Origin of the sequence: Bradyrhizobium sp. WU425 (genome assembly GCF_021052305.1) — a bacterium.
Lineage (GTDB): Bacteria > Pseudomonadota > Alphaproteobacteria > Rhizobiales > Xanthobacteraceae > Bradyrhizobium > Bradyrhizobium canariense_D.
Window position 1 is genome coordinate 2,935,200 of record NZ_CP088089.1, and the last position, 20,682, is coordinate 2,955,881.

At 64.9% G+C, this 20,682-nt stretch carries 20 protein-coding genes; 14 read left to right on the top strand and 6 right to left on the bottom strand.

Features of this window, described 5'->3' with window-relative positions; genetic code table 11:
- The first annotated feature begins 187 nt into the window (after nucleotides 1-187).
- The 3 genes from BcanWU425_RS13915 to BcanWU425_RS13925 all read left to right on the top strand — a co-directional run bounded on the left by BcanWU425_RS13915 (nucleotide 188) and on the right by BcanWU425_RS13925 (nucleotide 4,617).
- Entirely contained in the window at nucleotides 188-2,497 is a 2,310-nt protein-coding gene (locus tag BcanWU425_RS13915; protein ID WP_204511774.1) for a xanthine dehydrogenase family protein molybdopterin-binding subunit, read from the top strand.
- Nucleotides 2,498-2,585: 88 nt separating this feature from the next.
- The gene (locus tag BcanWU425_RS13920; protein ID WP_018457514.1) at nucleotides 2,586-3,032 is read left to right on the top strand and encodes a c-type cytochrome; all 447 of its coding nucleotides are present in this window, start codon (nucleotides 2,586-2,588) and stop codon (nucleotides 3,030-3,032) included.
- A 289-nt stretch (nucleotides 3,033-3,321) separates the two neighbouring features.
- A complete protein-coding gene (locus BcanWU425_RS13925) occupies nucleotides 3,322-4,617 on the top strand; it encodes a cystathionine gamma-synthase family protein (RefSeq protein WP_085348820.1) in 1,296 nt (431 codons plus the stop codon).
- A 77-nt stretch (nucleotides 4,618-4,694) separates the two neighbouring features.
- Here the strand turns inward: BcanWU425_RS13925 and BcanWU425_RS13930 are convergent, their stop codons facing one another.
- Nucleotides 4,695-5,111, bottom strand: coding sequence for a CHRD domain-containing protein (locus BcanWU425_RS13930; protein ID WP_007602019.1), 417 nt, complete (start codon nucleotides 5,109-5,111; stop codon nucleotides 4,695-4,697).
- A 155-nt stretch (nucleotides 5,112-5,266) separates the two neighbouring features.
- Here BcanWU425_RS13930 and BcanWU425_RS13935 point away from each other — a divergent pair, with 155 nt between their 5' ends.
- Entirely contained in the window at nucleotides 5,267-6,196 is a 930-nt protein-coding gene (locus BcanWU425_RS13935; RefSeq protein WP_204511773.1) for a c-type cytochrome, read from the top strand.
- Between the two features lie 24 nt (nucleotides 6,197-6,220).
- On the opposite strand, the gene BcanWU425_RS13940 is transcribed toward BcanWU425_RS13935, so the two are convergent.
- A complete protein-coding gene (locus BcanWU425_RS13940) occupies nucleotides 6,221-6,466 on the bottom strand; it encodes an Lrp/AsnC ligand binding domain-containing protein (RefSeq protein ID WP_007602021.1) in 246 nt (81 codons plus the stop codon).
- Between the two features lie 129 nt (nucleotides 6,467-6,595).
- On the opposite strand from BcanWU425_RS13940, the gene thiD reads away from it, so the two are divergent.
- The 4 genes from thiD to BcanWU425_RS13960 all read left to right on the top strand — a co-directional run bounded on the left by thiD (nucleotide 6,596) and on the right by BcanWU425_RS13960 (nucleotide 10,518).
- A complete protein-coding gene (thiD, locus tag BcanWU425_RS13945) occupies nucleotides 6,596-7,396 on the top strand; it encodes a bifunctional hydroxymethylpyrimidine kinase/phosphomethylpyrimidine kinase (protein WP_204511772.1) in 801 nt (266 codons plus the stop codon).
- A 205-nt stretch (nucleotides 7,397-7,601) separates the two neighbouring features.
- Nucleotides 7,602-8,414: a UDP-2,3-diacylglucosamine diphosphatase gene (locus BcanWU425_RS13950; protein ID WP_085348823.1), complete on the top strand. Its 813-nt coding sequence runs from the start codon at nucleotides 7,602-7,604 to the stop codon at nucleotides 8,412-8,414.
- A gap of 13 nt (nucleotides 8,415-8,427) precedes the next feature.
- The gene (locus tag BcanWU425_RS13955; RefSeq protein ID WP_204511771.1) at nucleotides 8,428-9,471 is read left to right on the top strand and encodes a glycosyltransferase family 4 protein; all 1,044 of its coding nucleotides are present in this window, start codon (nucleotides 8,428-8,430) and stop codon (nucleotides 9,469-9,471) included.
- A 63-nt stretch (nucleotides 9,472-9,534) separates the two neighbouring features.
- Complete coding sequence (locus BcanWU425_RS13960) at nucleotides 9,535-10,518, top strand: threonine/serine dehydratase (RefSeq protein WP_204511770.1); 984 nt, start codon at nucleotides 9,535-9,537, stop codon at nucleotides 10,516-10,518.
- A gap of 72 nt (nucleotides 10,519-10,590) precedes the next feature.
- Here the strand turns inward: BcanWU425_RS13960 and BcanWU425_RS13965 are convergent, their stop codons facing one another.
- Entirely contained in the window at nucleotides 10,591-12,393 is a 1,803-nt protein-coding gene (locus tag BcanWU425_RS13965) for a caspase family protein (RefSeq protein WP_204511769.1), read from the bottom strand.
- A 163-nt stretch (nucleotides 12,394-12,556) separates the two neighbouring features.
- Here BcanWU425_RS13965 and BcanWU425_RS13970 point away from each other — a divergent pair, with 163 nt between their 5' ends.
- The gene (locus BcanWU425_RS13970) at nucleotides 12,557-13,000 is read left to right on the top strand and encodes an RbsD/FucU family protein (RefSeq protein ID WP_018457525.1); all 444 of its coding nucleotides are present in this window, start codon (nucleotides 12,557-12,559) and stop codon (nucleotides 12,998-13,000) included.
- A 30-nt stretch (nucleotides 13,001-13,030) separates the two neighbouring features.
- Here BcanWU425_RS13970 and BcanWU425_RS13975 read toward each other — a convergent pair whose 3' ends face one another.
- A complete protein-coding gene (locus tag BcanWU425_RS13975) occupies nucleotides 13,031-13,348 on the bottom strand; it encodes an antibiotic biosynthesis monooxygenase family protein (RefSeq protein ID WP_007602028.1) in 318 nt (105 codons plus the stop codon).
- An 88-nt stretch (nucleotides 13,349-13,436) separates the two neighbouring features.
- On the opposite strand from BcanWU425_RS13975, the gene BcanWU425_RS13980 reads away from it, so the two are divergent.
- Nucleotides 13,437-13,832 (top strand): hypothetical protein, encoded by a 396-nt coding sequence (locus BcanWU425_RS13980; RefSeq protein ID WP_018457527.1) that lies wholly within the window; start codon nucleotides 13,437-13,439, stop codon nucleotides 13,830-13,832.
- A 222-nt stretch (nucleotides 13,833-14,054) separates the two neighbouring features.
- Here BcanWU425_RS13980 and BcanWU425_RS13985 read toward each other — a convergent pair whose 3' ends face one another.
- Complete coding sequence (locus BcanWU425_RS13985; protein WP_162496464.1) at nucleotides 14,055-15,437, bottom strand: hypothetical protein; 1,383 nt, start codon at nucleotides 15,435-15,437, stop codon at nucleotides 14,055-14,057.
- Between the two features lie 75 nt (nucleotides 15,438-15,512).
- Between BcanWU425_RS13985 and BcanWU425_RS13990 the strand changes: the two genes are divergently transcribed.
- Nucleotides 15,513-16,709, top strand: coding sequence for an MFS transporter (locus tag BcanWU425_RS13990; protein ID WP_204511767.1), 1,197 nt, complete (start codon nucleotides 15,513-15,515; stop codon nucleotides 16,707-16,709).
- Here the strand turns inward: BcanWU425_RS13990 and dgcA are convergent.
- Nucleotides 16,679-17,674 (bottom strand): N-acetyl-D-Glu racemase DgcA, encoded by a 996-nt coding sequence (dgcA, locus tag BcanWU425_RS13995; protein ID WP_204511766.1) that lies wholly within the window; start codon nucleotides 17,672-17,674, stop codon nucleotides 16,679-16,681. The genes BcanWU425_RS13990 and dgcA overlap by 31 nt on opposite strands.
- 143 nt (nucleotides 17,675-17,817) lie before the next feature.
- Here dgcA and BcanWU425_RS14000 point away from each other — a divergent pair, with 143 nt between their 5' ends.
- Genes BcanWU425_RS14000 through BcanWU425_RS14010 form a run of 3 tightly spaced genes read left to right on the top strand, consistent with a single transcriptional unit; the run spans nucleotide 17,818 to nucleotide 20,619 of the window.
- Nucleotides 17,818-18,951 (top strand): MlaE family ABC transporter permease, encoded by a 1,134-nt coding sequence (locus BcanWU425_RS14000; RefSeq protein WP_204511765.1) that lies wholly within the window; start codon nucleotides 17,818-17,820, stop codon nucleotides 18,949-18,951.
- 2 nt (nucleotides 18,952-18,953) lie between these two features.
- Nucleotides 18,954-19,724 (top strand): ABC transporter ATP-binding protein, encoded by a 771-nt coding sequence (locus BcanWU425_RS14005; protein ID WP_027518968.1) that lies wholly within the window; start codon nucleotides 18,954-18,956, stop codon nucleotides 19,722-19,724.
- A gap of 16 nt (nucleotides 19,725-19,740) precedes the next feature.
- Nucleotides 19,741-20,619: an MlaD family protein gene (locus BcanWU425_RS14010; protein ID WP_204511764.1), complete on the top strand. Its 879-nt coding sequence runs from the start codon at nucleotides 19,741-19,743 to the stop codon at nucleotides 20,617-20,619.
- Nucleotides 20,620-20,682: the final 63 nt, after the last annotated feature.

Genomic DNA, 20,682 nt, shown 5'->3' on the forward strand with positions numbered 1-20,682 from the left:
GGCAACTATCATGCCATCAAGCGGACCGTTCCTCACGGCGAAATGACCGAGTTGCGGCGCTCCCGTTCCATCCTGCTCTGACAGGTGAGGGCGCTGGACGGTTTTCGCATGGCTAAACCCGTTTGCCTTGCCAGTTTTTCCACGGCAATATGCCGGCAAAACAACCATGAGAAACGGGACGAGAAAAATGGCGGCTCCCATCAAGTTTGGCGTTGGCCAAAGCGTGTTGCGCAAGGAGGATGACGCGCTCATCCGCGGCAAGGGCCGCTATACCGACGATTATGCGCCGCAGGCCGTGCTTCACGCCCTGATGCTGCGCTCGCCGCATGCGCATGCCAAATACACCATCGATGCGAGCCGCGCCCGCACCCTTCCCGGCGTCGCGCTGATCCTGACCGCCGATGACGTTGGGGATCTCGGCAATCTGCCCTGCCTGTTCAATCTCGAGACCGATCCCTTCACCGGGCCGCCTTACCCGATCCTCGCCAAGGACGAAGTGCGCCATGTCGGCGATTCCATCGCCTTCGTGGTCGCCGAGACCATCGACCAGGCCCGCGACGCGATCGAGGCGATCGAGGTCAAATGGAGCCCGCTGCCGGCGGTGACCGGTGTCGTCAATGCCGTGAAGAAGGGCGCGCCGCAGGTCTGGCCGGACAAGCCCGGCAACGTGCTGTTCGACGTCTCGATCGGTGACAAGAAAGCGACCGAAGCGGCGTTTGCCAAAGCGCATGCGGTGGCCGAGATCTCGATCGTCAATCCGCGCGTGGTCGCGAACTTCATGGAGACGCGCGCGGCGGTGTGCGAATACGACGCCAAGCGCGACCATCTGACGCTGACGGTCGGCAGCCAGGGCAGCCATCGCCTGCGCGATATCCTCTGCCAGAACGTGCTCAACATTCCGACCGACAAGATGCGGGTGATCTGCCCCGACGTCGGCGGCGGCTTCGGCACCAAGCTGTTTCCCTATCGGGAATACGCCCTGTTGGCAGTCGCCGCGCGAAAGCTGAAGAAGGCGGTGAAATGGGCCGCCGACCGTACCGAGCATTTCATGGGCGACGCGCAGGGCCGCGACAACGTCACCACCGCGAAGATGGCGCTGGCCGAGGACGGCAAGTTCCTGGCGATGGATTGCGACCTGATGGGCGACATGGGCGCGTATCTGTCGACCTTCGGGCCCTATATCCCGCATGGCGGCGCCGGCATGCTGCCGGGCCTCTACGACATCCAGGCGTTCCACTGCCGGGTGCGCACCATCTTCACCAACAGCGTGCCGGTCGATGCCTATCGCGGCGCCGGGCGGCCCGAGGCTGCTTACGTCATCGAACGTCTCGTGGACGCCTGCGCGCGAAAGCTCGACATGACGGTGGATGCCATCCGCCGCAAGAATTTCATCCAGCCGAAGGCGCTGCCCTACAAGACCGCGACCGGCAAAGTCTACGATTCCGGCGACTTCGCCGCGCATCTGAAGCGCGCGATGGAGATCGCCGATTGGAAGGAGTTTGGCAAGCGCGCCAAGGCGGCCAAGAAGAACGGCCTGATCCGCGGCATCGGACTTGCGAGCTATGTCGAGGTCTGCGGCACCATGGGCGAGGAGACCGCCAATGTGCGGATGGACCCCAATGGCGATATCACGGTCCTGATCGGCACCCAGTCGAGCGGGCAGGGCCACCAGACCGCCTATGCGCAGATCGTTGCCGAGCAGTTCGGCGTGGCGCCCGAGCGCGTGCACGTCCACCAGGGCGACACCGACATGATCGCCACGGGCCTCGGCACCGGCGGCTCGGCTTCGATCCCGTCGGGCGGTGTCAGCGTCGAGCGCGCGACCCGCGAGCTCGGGCAGAAGCTGAAGGAAATCGCGGCCCAGGCGCTGGAAGCCAGCGCCGGCGACCTCGAGATCACCGACGGCATCGTGCGCATCGCCGGCACCGACCGCTCGATCTCGTTCACTGATCTCGCCAAGCGGCCCGGCGCGGATCCCTCGAAGCTGAACGCGAGCGCGACCTTCGCCAGCGCCGACGGCACCTATCCCAACGGCACCCATGTCGCCGAGGTCGAGATCGATCCGGCCACCGGCATCATCAAAATCGTCAACTACGTGATCGTCGACGATTTCGGCATGACGCTCAATCCGCTGCTGCTGGCCGGCCAGGTCCATGGCGGCGCCATGCAGGGCATCGGCCAGGCGTTGATGGAGCAGGTGGTCTATGGCGCGGGCGATGGCCAGCTCGTCACCGCGACCTTCATGGACTACGCGCTGCCGCGCGCGGCGGACGGGCCGGCCTTCGTGTTCGAGACCGCCAACGTTCCCTGCAAGACCAATCCGCTGGGGGTGAAGGGCGCGGGCGAGGCCGGTGCGATCGGGTCCTGCCCGGCGGTCGTCAACGCCATCGTCGACGGGCTCTGGCGCGAATACAAGATCGACCACATCGACATGCCGGCGACCCCGGAACGGGTGTGGATCGCCATCAACGAGCACCATCGCCGTCACAGCCTGTGACAATCTTCCACGGGAATGAAATCTGCCGAGCGGTGTTGGCCCATTGAGGGGTCAGCACGATCCTGCATCAAGGAAAGGGATTTTGCGAATGAAGCGAGTGTTGGTGGTTGGGGGCGCGCTCCTGCTCGGTATGGGCGCGGTTTGGGCACAACAGGATTCCGTCAAGGAAGTGCAGACTCTCATGAAGGGCAACGGCAAGAACGCCGGCGCAGTGGCGGCCATGGTCAAGGGCGAGAAGCCCTATGATCAGGCCACTGTGGACAGCGCGCTGGCGCAGTTCGAGGACACCGCCAAGAAGCTGCCGCACCTGTTTCCGGCGAGCGCAAAGGGTATGAAGCCCGAGGGCGACTACAGCGCCTCGCCGAAGATCTGGGAGGACAAGGCCGGGTTCGATGCGAAGGTCGCGAGCTTCGCCAAGGTCGTCGGCGAGGCCAAGGGCAAGATCAAGGATCTCGACTCGCTCAAGGCGAATTTCCCCGCGGTCGGCAAGGAATGCGGCGGCTGCCACGAGACGTTTCGTGTGAAGAACGGTTGACGGAAGAAAAAGATTCGTAGCCCGGATTGCGCTTCGCTCCATCCGGGCTACTGGGAATCGGGAAAAAGCGGTTGCGAAAGCAGCCGCTTTTTTCATGTCGGCGCGCAGCGCTGCTGGAAATTCTATCCGCAAGGCCTGACGGATCGCTACCGGAGCAGCTATCTTTGCTCCAGCCGCCGCGGCATTGGCGTGAGCTTTTGACGCTGACGCATCTCGCTCCTGACTGCGTCACGACATCAGGAGTTCCAACCCGCGGCGAGCGCCTCAATCAGCAACAGCGAGACAAGCCATGGTAAAACCGTTCCCGTCTAAGACGCACATCGGCAACCATATGCTGCATCCGGAAACGCTGATGCTGACCTATGGCTATGATCCGCAATTGTCGGAAGGCGCCGTCAAGCCGCCGGTGTTCCTGACCTCGACCTTCGTGTTCAAGACGGCCGAGGACGGGCAGGACTTCTTCGATTTCGTCTCCGGCCGGCGCGAGCCGCCGGAAGGAATGGGCGCGGGCCTGGTCTATTCGCGCTTCAATCACCCCAACAGCGAAATCGTCGAGGACAGGCTCGCGATCTACGAGCGCACCGAGAGCTGTGCGCTGTTCTCATCCGGCATGGCGGCCATCGCGACCACGATCCTGGCGTTCGTCCGCCCCGGCGACGTCATTCTGCACTCCCAGCCGCTTTACGGCGGCACCGAAACGCTGCTGACGAATACGCTTGCGCGTCTGTCGATCGGCGCCGTCGGCTTCGCCGATGGCGTCGATGAAGCCGTGGTCAGCCAAGCCGCGGAGGAGGCCATGCGCAAGGGCCGGATTTCGATGATCCTGATCGAGACCCCGGCCAACCCGACCAACGGGCTGGTCGACATCGCGATGATGCGGCGTGTCGCTGAGAGCATCGGAAAGACCCAAGGACACGTTCCGATCATCGCCTGCGACAATACGCTGCTCGGGCCGGTGTTTCAGCGACCGATCGAGCACGGCGCCGATATTTCCCTGTACTCGCTCACGAAATATGTCGGCGGTCATTCAGATCTGATCGCGGGCGCCGCGCTCGGCGCGAAGGCGGTGGTGAAAGGCATCAAGGCGCTGCGGGGCGCCATCGGCACCCAGCTCGATCCGCATTCCTGCTGGATGATCAACCGCTCGCTCGAGACGCTGAGCCTGCGCATGGAAAAGGCGGATGCGAATGCGCGCCTCGTGGCGGACTATCTGCGCGATCATCCCAAAGTGGCCAAGGTGCACTATCTCGGTCATCACGACGCGGCGTCGCCGGACGGACTTGTGTTTGCGCGGCAATGCTCGGGGGCAGGGTCCACGTTCTCGTTCGACATCGTCGGGGGCAAGGCCGCCGCCATGAAATTCCTCAACGCGCTGCAAATCCTCAAGCTGGCGGTGAGCCTTGGTGGAACGGAGTCGCTTGCGAGCCTGCCTGCCACCATGACCCACTCCGGCGTCCCCGCCGACATCCGCCGGAAGATCGGCGTGCTCGATTCCACGATCCGGCTGTCGATCGGCATCGAGCACCCGTCGGATTTGATCGCCGACCTCGCGCAGGCGCTGAACGCAGCCGAACCTGAGGTGTGACGCCTGCGCCAGCGCTACGCGGAATCGAAAAGGGCGGTTGCGCAAGCAGCCGCCCCTTTTGTTGGTCTGTGCGAAGCTTACTTCGTCACCTGACCACGGATCTCGCCCCCCGGATTGGCCGCGGTGTGGATGTTGACGTAGAGTTTGCCGCCGAGCAGATCGGCGGCCTGCGCGTCGGTCAGCGTCGCCGAGCCCTCGGCCGGGCTGGTCGCAGCGCCTGGGATCGGGATCGCAACGCCGGCGTTCTTGCCGGGCTCGGCAGGTCCGTGGAAATGCGCGGCGGTGGCAGGGCCGGACAGGCCGGAATAGGTGACCTTCCAGGACAGCTTCTTGCTGGCGGCGTCGTAATCCAGATCGGCCGTTCCGGTGCCGCTGCTGGTCGTTGCGGGGACCTCCGACTTGGCGTCGAGCGTTGCTTTCAGCTTTTCCGCGCTGGCCGAACCCGCAAAAGCAACGGCGCCAAGCACTGACATGGCGATGACGATCTTGTTCATGATTTTTCTCCCTGCTGAACCCGTTTGGGCTGCCAAACTTCCAACAGCCGGCATTGCAGTTTATTCCCGTTTCAGGCCGCGGTGGGCTAAATTCTTCGTGGCTGGAGCCGCGAGGACATCGGTCATAAGCTTCGCCGCGATGACGAAAGGACCGCATGTTGCGACGAACAATCTCCGTGGCGCTGCTCGCCGCACTCGCCACAGCCGGCGTCTATTGGTGGCTCAGCGCGCCGGTGGAGGCGGCCGTCGGCACCGCGCCTGCCCGCGTCCCTGATCTTGCCAATGGCCAGGTGATGTTCAACGCCGGCGGCTGCGCCTCATGCCATGCCGTCCCCGACCAGCCCGATCGTCTCAGGCTCGGCGGCGGCGTCGCGATCAAGTCGCCGTTCGGAACGTTCTACGCGCCGAACATCTCGTCCGATCCGACCGATGGCATCGGCAAATGGAACGATGCCGAATTCGTCAATGCGGTGATGCACGGGGTCTCGCCGGACGGAGGGCATTATTTTCCGGCCTTTCCCTATACGTCCTATCAGCACGCCAGGCGCGAGGACGTGCTCGATCTCTTTGCGTACCTGAAAACGCTGCCGGCCGTCGCAGGCAAGGTGCGCGACCACGATGTGCGCTTTCCGTTCAACATCCGGCGTAACGTCGGCATTTGGAAATTCTTATTTCTGGACGACAAGCCCTTCGTCCCCGACAGCGCGAAGTCACCGCAGTGGAATCGCGGCGCCTATCTCGTCAACAGTTTTGGCCATTGCGCGGAATGCCACAGCCCGCGCAACGCGCTTGGCGGCATCACCGCCGCACAACGCTTCGCTGGAGGCCCCAATCCGGAAGGCGAGGGATGGGTGCCCAACATCACCCAGAAGGGCCTTGGCGAGTGGAGCGCGAAGGATATTGCCTATTTCCTGAAGACCGGCGAATTGCCCGACGGCGACAGCGTCGGCGGCGCGATGACGCGGGTGATCAAGAACACCTCGCAACTGCCGGACGACGATCTCGCGGCGATGGCGGACTATCTCAAGTCGCTGCCGCCGGTGGACGGTCCGCCGCGTCCCAAGCGCAAGGAGGGCGGCACCTGATCGGGCCTGCCCTTTTTCGGACGGTCAACTCGCGCCAAACGCCTTGAAGGTGATGATGGTGAGGGTGTCCTGGATGCCGGGCAGCACCTGCACCTTCTCGTTGACGAAGTGGCCGATATCGGTGTCGTTGTCGACGTAAAACTTCACCAGCAGGTCGTATTGCCCGGCCGTGGAATAGATCTCGGAGGCGATCTCGGCTTCGGCAAGCGCATTGGCGACCACATAGGATTGGCCGAGCTTGCATTTGATCTGGACGAAAAAGGGAACCATCGCGGTCACTCCGAAAGCATATCTGACGGCTAATAGGCCAAACCCGGCCGGATTTAGCAAGCGAACTTGCTGGGCTGGGAGAGGCGCGCTAGGACGGGCCATGGCTTCGAAAACGCTGAAGAGCGCCCCATGACGACACCCGTAGCGCTGACCATTGCCGGCTCCGATTCGAGCGGCGGCGCCGGCATCCAGGCCGACCTGAAGACCTTTGCCGCGCTCGGCGTTTTTGGCGCTTCTGCCATCACGGCGCTGACGGCGCAGAACACCCGCGGCGTCACCGGCATTCACGCCGTGCCCGCCGAATTCGTCACCGCGCAGATCGACGCGGTGTTTTCCGATCTCGAGGTCGGCGCGGTCAAGATCGGCATGGTGGCGCAAGCCGCCAGCATCGATGCGATCGCGGCCGCGCTGTCGCGCTGGGCGCCCGGGCGTATCGTGCTCGATCCCGTGATGGTGGCGACGTCGGGCGATCGCCTGCTCGCGTCCGATGCCGTCGATGCCCTGCGCATCAAGCTGATGCCGCTGGCCTCGGTGATCACACCCAATCTGCCCGAGGCCGCGGCTCTGCTCGACGAGCCGGTCGCGGCCAGCGAGGCCGAGATCGAAAGCCAGGGGCGCCGGCTGCTGGCGCTCGGCTGTCGTGCGGTCCTGATCAAGGGCGGCCACGGCGAGGGCGCCGAGAGTATCGATTATCTCGTCGATGCCAGCACCACGATCGCGCTCGCCGCGCCGCGCGTTGCCACAAGCAACACCCATGGCACCGGCTGCTCGCTGTCCTCGGCGGTCGCCGCAGGGCTCGCCAGAGGCGAGGATCTCGAGCGCGCCGTGCGCAACGCCAAGACCTGGATCAGCGCGGCGATCGCCGCCGCCGACCGCTTCAGCGTCGGCCACGGACACGGCCCGATCCATCATTTCCATAAATTTTACTGACCGCCGGTCGCGAGCGCGCCACCGCTAGTCCCTCCCGCCATGCAGCTCCGGGTTCTTGCGGAGGGCGCTGCGACGCCATGTCGCCTGATTGTCGCATGCGACTGATATTCGCGGGTGGGCGAGGCAAGCGCGATTCGTATCCTAAGGTGCCTCAAAGGTTCAATTGGTCATCCCCCTGTCACGGGACATTGTTACAGGCTGGCGCATGGGAAGTTACGATGTGAGTGACGAGAGCCCGGAGCGGCGCTTTCGCACGTTGTTCATCTCCGACGTTCATCTCGGAGCCCGCGGTTCTCAAGCCGATCTTCTGCTCGATTTCCTGCGTTTCCATGATGCCGACACGATCTATCTCGTCGGCGATATCGTCGACGGCTGGGCGCTGAAATCGAGCTGGCATTGGCCGCAATCGCATAACGACCTCGTCCAGAAGCTTTTGCGCAAGGCGCGCAAGGGCGCCAAGGTCATCTACATCCCCGGCAATCACGACGAGTTCCTGCGCAACTATTACGGCACGCATTTCGGCGGCATCGACGTGGTCGAGAACACCGTCCACACCGGCGCGGACGGCAAGCGCTATCTCGTCATCCACGGCGACATCTTCGACCTCGTGGTGCAGAACGCACGCTGGCTCGCCCATCTCGGCGACAAGGCCTACGACTTCGCGATCCAGCTCAATCGCTTCGTCAACTTCTTTAGGCGCATGTTCAAGGTGCCCTATTGGTCGCTGTCGCAATGGGCCAAGCAGAAGGTCAAGAACGCGGTCAACTATATCGGCGCGTTCGAGCAGGCGCTCGCCGCCGAAGCGCGGCGCCACGACGCCGACGGCGTGATCTGCGGCCACATCCACTACGCGGTGATCCGCGACGAGGGCGGCATCCGCTACATGAATTGCGGCGACTGGGTCGAGAGCTGCACGGCACTGGTCGAGCACGACGAGGGCCATTTCGAGATCATCACCTGGGCGAACCAGGCCGAGAAGCCGGCACAGGTCCCGCAGATCGCAGCCAAAGCCGCATGACAAGGGCAGCCTGATGCGCATCCTGGTCGCGACCGACGCCTGGCACCCGCAAGTCAACGGTGTGGTTCGGACGCTGACCAAGCTTGCCGACGCCGCCAAAAGTCTCGACGTCGAATTCTCGTTCCTGACGCCGCAATGGTTCCGCACCTTTGCGATGCCGAGCTATCGGGACGTGCGGGTGGCCATGCCGCGCCCGGGCAGAATCGCGAAGCTGATCGAAGAGGCGCGCCCGGACAGCATCCACATCGCGACGGAGGGGCCGATCGGCCTGATGGTCCGCCGCTATTGCCGGCAGCGCAAGCTGCCCTTCACGACCAGCTTCCACACCCGCTTTCCCGAATATGTCCGCGCCCGCGTGCCGGTGCCGGGCTCGCTGATCTGGCGGGCGCTGCGCCGATTCCATAGCCCCAGCCGCGCCGTGATGGCGGCGACGCCGGCGCTCGCCAGTGAGCTGACCGAGCGCGGCTTCGACAATGTCGTGCTGTGGCCGCGCGGCGTCGACCCCCATCTGTTCCATCCCCGCGCGATCGATCTCTGCCTGCCGGCGCCGGTGTTCCTCTCGGTCGGTCGGGTCGCGGTGGAGAAGAATCTCGAGGCGTTCCTCGACCTCGAGCTGCCCGGCACCAAGGTGATCGTCGGTGACGGCCCGGCGCGTGTCGCGCTGGAGGAGGCCTATCCGGACGCGATCTTCCTCGGCGAAAAGCATGGCGAGGAGCTGGCGGACATCTACGCGGCCGCCGATGTCTTCGTGTTTCCGAGCAAGACCGACACGTTCGGCCTCGTTCTGCTCGAAGCCTTGGCGAGCGGCCTGCCTGTCGCGGCGTTTCCGGTGAAGGGGCCCCGCGACATGATCGGCGATGCGCCGGTCGGCGCGCTCGATCACGATCTGCGCAGCGCCTGCTTCGCCGCGCTGGATATCTGCCGGCAGGACTGCGTGGAATTCGCCGCCAACTACACCTGGGAGGCCTCGGCCCGGGCTTTTGTCGACAGCATTTTGGCCGTCGGCGCCGTGATGCCCGGCCGGAACGGGGCAGAACCGGCGCGATTCGTCGCCTGAGGGGAAGAAGCCCTCGCCCGGAGATGCCTTGCCCGCGCCTCATCCGGCGCGATAACATCAGGCATGACAGAACAGCTTCTTCCGATCGGCCCTGCCGATATCGACGCCGCAGCACGCGTGATCGCACCCTTCGCCGTCCGCACCCCGCTGTTGTCCTTTCCCGTGCTCAACGAGCGTGTCGGTGCAAAGGTCTATCTCAAGCCGGAGATGCTCCAGCGCACCGGGTCGTTCAAGTTTCGCGGTGCCTTCAACAAGGTCGCCTCGATCCCGCAGGACAAGCGCGCCGGCGGCGTGGTCGCGTTCTCCTCCGGCAACCATGCCCAGGGCGTGGCAGCGGCGGCAAAGATCCTCGACATGCAGGCGACCATCGTGATGCCCGCGGATGCGCCGTTGTCGAAGCGCGAGCGAACCAAATCCTACGGTGCGGAGGTCGTGCTGTACGACCGCGACCGCGACGACCGCGAGGCGATCTCGCGCGGCATCGCCGAGAAGCGCGGCGCGACTCTGGTCAGGCCCTATGACGATCCCTTCGTGATCGCCGGTCAAGGCACCGCCGGCCGCGAGATCGCCGAGGACATGGCGGCGCTCGGTTTCAGCCCCGACATCGTGGTCGCCCCGGCCTCCGGCGGCGGCCTGATCGCCGGCGTTGCAACGGCTGTGAAGGCGCGTTTTCCGCTGGCCGAGATCGTGGTGGCCGAGCCCGACGCGTTCGACGATCACGGCCTGTCGCTGACCGCGGGCCACCGCGAGCCGCACGCACCCGCCGGCCGCACCATCTGCGATGCGCTGATGGCCCTGATCCCCGGCGAGATGACCTTTGCGATCAACAGCAAGCTGCTCGCGCGCGGCGTGACCGCCTCGGACAAGGAAGTCGGCGCGGCCGTCGCCTTTGCCTATCGCGAGCTGAAGCTCGTGGTCGAACCGGGCGGAGCGGTCGGCCTGGCGGCGCTGCTTGCGGGACGACTTGATGTTGCCGGCAAGAATGTCGTCATCGTGCTCTCCGGCGGCAATGTCGACGCTGATCTGTTTGCCGAGCTGGTGGCCTGATAATCAATCTTCTGACATCAAGAAGGGCAGAGCGTCACCGCTCTGCCCTTTGTCGTGTGTGGCCGACCGCGATCAGTGCATGAAGCCGCGGTGGTTGTTGCCGCCGTTGCCACCCTGGCTCTGGTTCATCGACTGCCGGAAGTTGTTGCTGCCGTTGTTGACGATCCGGTTGGTCTCATTGAACTGCGGGTGGTTGTTGTTCTGCACCTGCACCTTGTTCACGGGGTTGTTGCTGATCTTCGCCCCGTTGTTGATGCGGATCGGGTTGTTCTGCGTCTGAACGTTGACGGGCTTCGTATCGATGGTCGTGCCGCCCTTGCCGACATTGACCGGCATGCTCACGATCTTGCCAGGATTGCCACTGGTTGTGCCGTTGGCAGTACCATTCGGCGTCTTGTTGGTCGCAGGCAGCGTCACGATCTTGCCGATGCCGCCATTGTTGTTGGTGGTGTTGGTCGGCGCAGGCAGGGTCACGATCTTGCCCGGGGTCTGCGACGGCGTGCCGTTCTGCTGGTTGGGCTGGTTGTTGCCCGCGAGCAGGTTGACGATCTGGCCGCCATTGCCGAGCTTGCCGATGCCGTTATTGTCGCCCGACTTCTGCACGATCGGCAAATTGCCGTTCACTTGCGCGCCGCCATTACCCTGCTGCAGCGGCATGTATTTGGGCTGGCCGAGATTGCCGATCTTGAAGGTCGGGGCGATATTCTGCGGCGCCAGGAACTTAGTCGCCTGCATCAAGGGGATCTGCTTCGGCTGCATCTGGAGCTTCAGCGCGACCTGCGCATAGGGCGTGTTGCCGTAGCTGTCGTAGAAGTTCTTGTAGCCGAGCGGCGAGTTCGCGAGCACCGCCTTGTGCCAGGCCTGCGTGAGCAGCAGGTTGTTGAGCAGCCAGCGGACGTGATCGCACAGCGGGTCGTGCGGATACATCGTGATGAATTCCTGATAGTACTCCGGCCGTGCTTCGGACACGACGTAGTCATAGGCTTGGCGCGTCGAGCGGCTCGGCAGATTGGAGGCCATCTGCACCACAGGCGCATTCACCGGTGCGCGGCTGGCGGCAACCGCGGTGTCGCCGAAGAAGGTGAAGTCGGACGTGAGCGACGAGCTCTCCCACGGGATCTGCGCGCCGCTGGTGGTCTGGTTCACTTCGAGGCGCACGCGCTTGAACAGCTGCTCGATCGGCACGTTGGGCTCGCGCGCGACGTTCAGGAAGGCCTGCGTGTAGGGGCTGTGGCCGCCGGTGCCGTCCTGCGCTTCGGCGCCCGGCGCGGTCGAGTAGCCGACGATCGAGCCGTTCGGGGCATCGACGATGGCCAGGCCGCGGCCGGCATCGTTCACGTTCGGGAACGGGTTATTGCGGCAGGCATCGAGGATGACGATGCGCATACGGCTCGGGATCGTCTCCAGCGTCGACATCACGTCGACCAGGCGGACGGAGTTGTTGACGAGTTCGGTCTGGCTCGAGACCTTGGCGTCGACCGGAACGAGGTAGTTCTCGCCGGCGAGTTGCACGCCGTGACCGGCATAGTAGACCATCGCCACCGTGTTCGGACCACGCGCCGACACTTTGGCGGAGAAGTCCTGGACGACGCGGAGCATGTCGTTCTGGGTCAGGTCGGTCGCGGCGACCACTTCGAAGCCGGCGGAGTTCAGGAACTTCGCCATGGACTCCGCGTCGTTGTCCGGATTGGCGAGCTGCGGCGCGTTCTGATAGTTCGAATTGCCGATCACCAGCGCGACACGCTGTTCCGGGCCTTGCAGCGCGGTGGGGGCCGGCTCGACCGGGGCGACTTGCGCGGAAACTGGGCCGCAGGCAAAGCCGAACAGGCTCCCCAGCAGGCTAGCCGTCATCAGGAAAGGTTTTAGGCGGAACATGGCGTGCTCCTTTGGCACTGATCTCGATACGAGATTGGTTGCCGGCAAACTTGGCCGCGTTCGAGTTTCATGTCCGTGATTCTCATCACCATGGTAGGCTGCGTGATCTGAATCACGCTTGGACCTGCCGAGGTGGGCGCCCAATGGGAGGACAGTCCGTCACATGCTGAAATCGATCGATCCGATCCTCACGCCCGACCTGCTTTGGCTGCTGGCTTCCATGGGCCATGGCGACGATCTCGCTTTCGTCGATGCCAATCACCCCTCGGCGCGCATCGCGCAGAGCACGCATTCGCAGCGCTTGATCCAGTTGCCAGGCATGAGCATGGAGACCGCGATTCGCGCCATCATGTCGGTCTATCCGCTCGACGATTTCGATCCCGATCCGGTCCGCGTGATGATGCCGGTCGACGATCCCGACCGCGTCCCCGACGTGCAGCGCGCGGTGCTCGCCGAGATCGAACGCGCCGCCGGCCGGCCCGTCACGCCCGGAAAACTCTCCCGGCCGGATTTTTATCGCGCGGCGGCGGCGAGCTTTGGCGTCGTGCAGGTCGGCGACAGCAGCAGTTACGGATGCTTCCTGATCAGGAAGGGTGTGATCAGCTAGCAGCGCACGATCGAACGATGCGGGACGGCGTCACGCGTGCTCGAATGGTCCGACCTCGCGGATCACCTTGCAGATCTGCAGGAAGCCGCTGGCGTAGAATTCGGCATGTCCTCGCTTCATCGTCTCGACATGTTCGGGATGGGTGCGCCAGGCTTCGAGCGCTTCCTCAGAGGCAAAACGGAACACGGTGAGCTCCTCGCCGTCGTCGGCCTTGAACGACTTGACCGATACAAAGCCGGGAAGACGACTGACGATGTCGTACATGCGCGCGCCGAGCCGGTCGTGCTCGTCGACAGAGGCGCCGTCACGCAATTGCAGATCGCCAATGACAATCACTTCGCCAATCATGTTTCCTTGCCCTTAATCAATAGGATTCCTGCCGCTCGATCTGCTATTCGGTTTCGTGAGGGCTTTGTTACTTGGCACTCGAAATTGAATGGTCATTCCGCAAGCGGCCGTCTATCGTCCATCCATGTCACGCTTTTTATGTCTATCTGTCGCTATCGTCCTATCGCTGCTGCCGGCTGTCGCGCCGGCTGCTTCGATCCAAAAGCGTCCCAAGCAAGCTTGGCATGGTTACGGCTTCCTGCCGGGCTATCGCCAGCCGCTGAGCAACAGCATTCCGCTCTACAAGCAGAAGGAAGCGATGCGGCGGATGTCGCCTAGCGACCGGCGCCATTGGTATATCGATCCGGTCCCCCAATATTACGGCTGGGACGGCGAGTGGCGCTATTTCGGCCGGCCCGGCTTCGGCGGCGGCCGCTACAATGGCGGCAGTTTTGGGCCGTGCTGGACGCGGACGCCGATCGGTGCGGTGTGGAATTGCGGGTGATCGGCTGAGCATCCGTCATTGCGAGCGGAGCGCGCTGCGCTCGCAATGACGTTGAGGAGAGAGTGTTTTCCTCATTCCGCTCTCGTGCGGCGGACGCAGCCTGGCGTCTCTTCGACGGTGCGCTGCAGAGCCGGGGCCATGTGGCGACGGAAGCTGTGGCTCGTGGGTTCCGGATCTGTGCTTCGCTTGTCCGGGACACGAGACGGAGGAGGCCGCATCCCCTTACGAGAAGAACGCGATCTTCTCGGCCTGGGTCATGCGGCGGATTGGCGCCATGGGATCGTTGGCGGCGGCGCGGGGCTTTTGCAGGATGCCGCTGGCGAGGATGGTGGCGCCAAGCGAAGCTTCCGGAACCGGCGACGTCATCGGGAGCGTCGTGGCCTGCGCCGCGCCGAATGTCGCGGATGCTGCCATGACGGGCGCCGGCTGCTCCATCACTTCGGCGGCGGCTTCCGCAATGGCGTTGGTGAGGCGCGCCAGCGATTCCATCGCGATCGGCGCTTCCTCTACGGGCTCCTCCACCACCGCTGCGGCGGCGACTGGCTCGGCTGCGGCCGGCTCCGGTATCTCCGCTGCGATGGGCGCTGCAGCCTCCGCAACCACCGGTTCCGGAACGGTCGCTTCCATCTCGACCGGTTCGATGATCTCGTCGAATTCGGGGTCGGGCGCGGCCATCTCCAGCGCGATGGCCTCGAGGATGGCTTCGTCCTCGGCTTCGGCGGCGGCATCGAGCGAAAATTCGTCCGTCACCTCCGCGAAAGCCTCAGTGGCCGGCTCTTCAAAAGCGATGTCTTCAGGCGCGATCCGGCTCTCGGCGACGGTCTCCGGCTCGAGCGCGGCGTCCGTCGCCTGCTCGGCAACGGAGAAGGCCTCGGAGACGATTCCGGCCGCTTCCACGGCGGCTTCGGGCTCGATCGCCTCTGCGATGTCTTGCGGCGCCTCCGTAAAAGCCACGGGTGCTTCGCTGGCCATCGCCGCGGGCGCGGCCTCCGCCAGCGGAGCTTCCGCAGCGGACGACGGTGCCTCCTGCACCGGAGCCGGCGAGGGGCGCGCGGCCTGCGGTGTTGCGTCAGCGTCGGTTTGGTCGATCCGGTCCTTGAGCAGATCGAATGCGGCCTTGAGGTCGGCGCGGGGGTCGATGGTCGAAACCTGCGCGCAGGCCGCCTCGATCGAGGCGAGCTGCGAATCAATCAGGTCGCAGATTCGGCCGTCGGCACCGATCTCGCGCCAGCGCCAGGAGATCTCCTTGATGATGCGCAGGCCGCGCGGGATCGGTGCGAGGCTCGCCTCGATCGCAGCAGGATCGAACGCCGCGATTGCGATCGTCTCGGCTTCACGAATCGCGTGCCGGATGGCGACCAAGGCTTCGGGGAGGCGGTCCTCGACGACGGGTTGGCGCTGTGCCGCAAGGGCTTCTTCGATTTTCGCGACCGCGTCGAGCACCATGCGGGTATCGGCATTGCGGTTGCGCTTGGCGTATTCGCCGAGGAACCAGCGGCCGCGCGCGGTCTCCATGAAGGCTTCGCGGATCGCGTCGTAATCCTGCTCGTTCGGCTCGGCCGCACGGGCAGACATAGGCGAGAGGGCGAATGCTTCGTTGGCCATGTCAATCTCGTCGCGCAAATCACCGCGCGTTACAGTAACGATCATCACGATATCGACCGAATCGCAATTGGTTTGATGGCACCCGAATCACAAATCCCCATCGCAGCATCTCAGAAGCGGCGATTCGCCGTGAGCCTCGCGCTGTTCTATTCGGCCGTGTTCGCGGTGTCGGGAACGCATCTGCCGTTCTTTCCGGTCTGGCTGAAGGCGATCGGCATCGACGCGGCCTGGATCGGCCTCATCAACGCGCTGCCCGCGATCACGCGCTTCACCACGCTGCCGCAGATCACCGCCTTTGCTGAAAAGAGACATGCGATTCGCGCCGGCATGATGGTGTCGGTGCTGGCGACGGCGATTGGGTTCACGGCGGTCGGCTTGCAGCAGCAGCCGCTGGCGCTGTTCCTGATCTATGCGCTGACCTGCATGATGTGGACGCCGACCATGCCGCTGACCGACGCCTATGCGCTGCGTGGCGTCGCCCGCTACGGGCTCGATTACGGGCCGGTGCGGCTGTGGGGTTCGGCAGCGTTCGCGGCCGGCTCGCTCGCCTGCGGCTATCTCGTAGACCACATCGCGGCGCGCGATCTGATCTGGGTCATCGTCGCCTGGGCCGGGGTTGCGGTCGCCGCCGGCATGCTGCTTCAGCCGCTCGACGACGTTAGGCGACGGACGACAACGGTGCACGCCGGCAAGGCGCTGCTGCGCGATGCCGGCTTCTGGGCCATCATCGTTTCGGCCGCGCTGATCCAGGGCAGTCACGTCGCGTACTATACGTTCTCGGCCATCAACTGGCAGGCCCACGGCCTCGGCGGGCTGACGATCGCGGGCCTCTGGACGTTAGGGGTGATCGCCGAGATCGTCGTGTTCGCGCTGTCGCCGCGCTTCTCGCCGCATCCGTCCTCGCTCATGGCGATCGGGGGCGCGAGCGCGGTCGTGCGCTGGGTCGTCACCGCGTACGATCCGCCGCTCGCGCTGCTCGCGGTCGTGCAACTCGGCCACGGCCTGACCTTCGGGATGACGATCCTCGGCACCATGAGTCTGCTGGTGCAGCGCGTGCCGTCGCATCAGATCGCGCGGGGGCAGGGTTATTACGCGGCGTGCAACGGGCTGCTGGGTGCGACCACCTCGATCGCGTCAGGCGCGATCTACGCTCGCATCGGCGACGGCCTCTATTATGTGATGGCGGCAATGGCCGCTGCCGGCGCGCTTGTGATCTGGTCGGCGCGGCACCGGCTGAAAGCTCATCCCCAGAGCGACGAGTCCGGCGGGTAGACCAGGCTGTCATCATAACGCAGGCCATGATCGCGGTCGCGCGTCAGCAGCAGCGGGCCGTCGAGATCGACGAAGCGCGCCTGCGGCGTCACCAGCATCGCAGGCGCCATCGACAGCGAGGTCGCGACCATGCAGCCGATCATGATCTCGAAGCCGAGCGCCTGCGCGGCATCGGCCATCGCCAGCGCCTCGGTGAGGCCGCCGGTCTTGTCGAGCTTGATGTTCACGGCGTCGTAGCGCTCGCGGAGCGACGCCAGCGAAGTGCGGTCGTGCACGCTCTCGTCGGCGCAAACCACCAGCGGCCGCTTGATCCGCGCCAGCGCGTCGTCTTGGCCCGCGGGCAGCGGCTGCTCGACCAAGGTGACGCCGACGGCCTCGCAGGCCGCAAGATTCTGCTCCAGATTGGCTTCGGTCCAGGCCTCGTTGGCATCCACGATCAGCTCGGATTCGGGTGCGGCGTTGCGCACCGCGGCGATCCGCTCCCCGTCGCCGTCGCCGCCGAGCTTGATCTTGAGCAGCGGCCGGTGCGCCGCCTTGGCAGTCGCCGCCGCCATGGCCTCGGGCGTGTCCAGCGAGATCGTGTAAGCCGTGGTGCGTTCGCCCGGCGCCGGGCGGTCGAGCACGCTCCAGGCCCGCAATCCGGCCGCCTTGGCTTCCAGATCGATCAGGGCACAATCCAGGGCATTGCGGGCCGCCCCGGGCGGCATGGCGGCTTGCAGGGCCTGGCGGGTGAGGCCGCCGGCCACGGCGTCCTGCATGGCCTTGATGGCGGCAAGGGTCGCCTCCGGCGTCTCGCCATAGCGGGGATAGGGCACGCATTCGCCGCGGCCGGTCAGGCCCTTCCGGCGGACCTCGGCCACAACGGTGACGGCCTCGGTCTTGGCGCCCCGGCTGATGGTGAAACTGCCGGCGATGGGAAAGCGCTCGATTCGCGCAGCGAGGGCAGGAACTTTGCTGGAAGTCATTTTGAACTCTGGCGAAATCTGAACCTGCTGGTTACCTCTAGCAACTAAGGTTAACCAGTTGGGGATACCTTCTCCGGGTAAGGGCGCGTGCGCAACCATCTGATTTCAACCGTTTCTCGCGCCCCGGCACGGGAGCGGACATCTTGAACGGCGATCCGAAGCTGGAACGGATTGCAAAGGGCAATGCGCTGGCACTCTGCGCCACCGGAACCTGGACCGCGAGCTTCGCGCCGGTCCTGGAGCGGATGGTGGCTGACGCCGAGAAGCTCGCCGGCGGCCCGCAAAGCATCTTCATCGACGTTTCCGAGGTCTCCAAGCTCGACACCTTTGGTGCCTGGCTGATCGAGCGGCTGCGCCGCAGCCTGACGCAGGGCGCCGTCGAGGCGCAGATCGCCGGCCTCTCCGCCAATTATTCAAGCCTCGTGGACGAGGTGCGGCGGGTCAGGGCGACGCCCGTCATCGACGCCAGCACGATCACCATCACCGGCATGCTGGAGCAGATCGGCCGGGCCGTGGCCGGTGTTGCCGGCACGGTCGCAGGCCTGGTCGACATGCTCGGCGCGGTGCTCGCGGCGGTCGCGCGCACCCTGATTCATCCGCGCTCGTTCCGCCTGACCTCGACCGTGCATCATCTGGAGCAGGTCTGCTGGCGCGCGGTGCCGATCGTGGTGCTGATCACCTTCCTGATCGGCTGCATCATCGCCCAGCAGGGCATCTTCCATTTCCGCAGGTTCGGCGCCGACCTGTTCGTCGTTGACATGCTCGGCGTGCTGGTGCTCCGCGAGATCGGCGTGCTGCTGGTCGCGATCATGGTCGCGGGCCGCTCGGGCAGCGCCTACACCGCCGAACTCGGCTCGATGAAGATGCGCGAGGAGATCGACGCGCTGCGCACCATGGGTTTCGACCCGATCGAGGTGCTGGTGCTGCCGCGCATGCTCGCGCTCGTTCTCGCGCTGCCGATCCTGGCCTTCCTCGGCGCGATGGCCGCGCTCTATGGCGGCGGCCTCGTCGCCTGGCTCTATGGGGGCGTGCAGCCGGAGGCTTTCCTGCTGCGGCTGCGCGACGCTATCTCGATCGACCATTTCATCGTTGGCATCGTCAAGGCACCTGTCATGGCCGCGGTGATCGGCATCGTCGCCTGCGTCGAGGGGCTCGCGGTGCAGGGCAGCGCGGAATCGCTCGGGCAGCACACGACGTCGTCTGTCGTGAAAGGCATTTTTTTCGTCATTGTCATGGACGGCGTGTTCGCCATCTTCTTCGCCGCGATCGGGATGTGACGATGGCTCCCGAAATTCAGAACCCGATCATTCGCGTCCGAGACATCACCGTGCAGTTCGGCGCGACGCGCGTGCTCGACGGGCTCGACCTCGACGTCAGGCGCGGCGAGATTTTGGGCTTCGTCGGCCCTTCCGGCGCGGGCAAGTCCGTGCTCACACGCACGATCATCGGCCTCGTGCCTAAGGTCGCAGGAAGCATCGAGGTGTTCGGCGTCGACCTGGATGCCTCCAATACGTCGCAGCGTCGCAACGTGGAGCGTCGCTGGGGCGTGCTGTTTCAGCAGGGCGCGCTGTTCTCCTCGCTCACGGTGCGGCAAAACATCCAGTTTCCGATGCGCGAATATCTGCGGGTGTCGCAGCGGCTGATGGACGAGATCACGATCGCCAAGCTCACCATGGTGGGTCTGAAGCCTGAGGTCGCCGATCGCTTTCCCTCGGAACTGTCGGGCGGCATGATCAAGCGCGTGGCGCTGGCGCGCGCGCTGTCGCTCGACCCGGATCTCGTCTTCCTGGACGAGCCGACCTCGGGCCTGGACCCGATCGGCGCCGGCGACTTCGACGAACTGGTCAGAACTCTGCAGCGTACTTTGGGGCTGACCGTTTTCATGGTAACCCACGACCTCGATAGCCTTTACACAGCATGTGACCGCATCGCCGTTTTAGGCAACGGTAAGATCATTGCGGCAGGGTCGATCGCCGACATGCAGGCCTCGCAGCATCCCTGGCTGAGGCAATATTTCCATGGCAAGCGCGCTCGCGCGGTGATGGGCTGAGGTGCCGGAGTAGCTGATGGAAACGCGCGCAAATTACGTGCTAATTGGGTCGTTCACGCTGGCGGTGATCGCCGCCGCGATCGGCTTCGTGCTGTGGTTTCAGTCGCTGCACACCACCAAGCAGCGCAGCCCCCTGCGCGTCGTGTTCGAGGGCCCGGCCGCGGGCCTGCGCAACGGCGGCAGCGTCAATTTCAACGGTATCCGGGTGGGCGAGGTGGTCTCGGTGAAGCTCGACAACCCGCGGCGGGTTGTCGCACTCGCCATGGTCGAGAACAACGCCCCGATCCGCAAGGACACCCTGGTCGGCCTCGAATTCCAGGGCCTGACCGGCGTTGCCGCGATCTCGCTCAAGGGCGGCGAGGAGGCAGCGCCTGCGCCGCCGCTCGACGAGGACGGCATTCCGACGCTGACGGCCGATCCCAACAAGCTCCAGGACGTCACCGAGGCGATCCGCGGGACGCTCCAGAACATCAACAAGATCGTCGCCGACAATCAGGAGTCGGTGAAGAACTCGCTGAAGAACCTCGAGACCTTCACCAACTCGCTCGCCCGCAACTCCGAGAAGATCGACGGCGTGATGGCCAAGGTCGACGGCGTGATGCTCAAGGCCGATAGCCTCATGCTCGGCCTCAACACGCTCGCCGGCGGCAAGGACGGCGGCGAGCTGTTCCAGGCGGTGAAGTCGATCCGCGAACTGGCCGACGATTTCGACAAGCGCTCCGGCGCATTGATGACCGACGGCCGCCGCACGCTCGGCGACATCAGCCGCGCCGTCAACAATTTCGACCGCAACCCGACCCGCGTCCTGTTCGGCGCCAGCAACAACGCGCCGCCAGCCGCGCCGCCACCGCCGCCCGAGCCGCCGAAGCCTGCGGCGACGCCGAGGCGGCAGTAAGGGTCCCCGATGTCGTCCTGGCGAAAGCCAGGACCCATACCGCGAGGTCCATCGATTGCGATC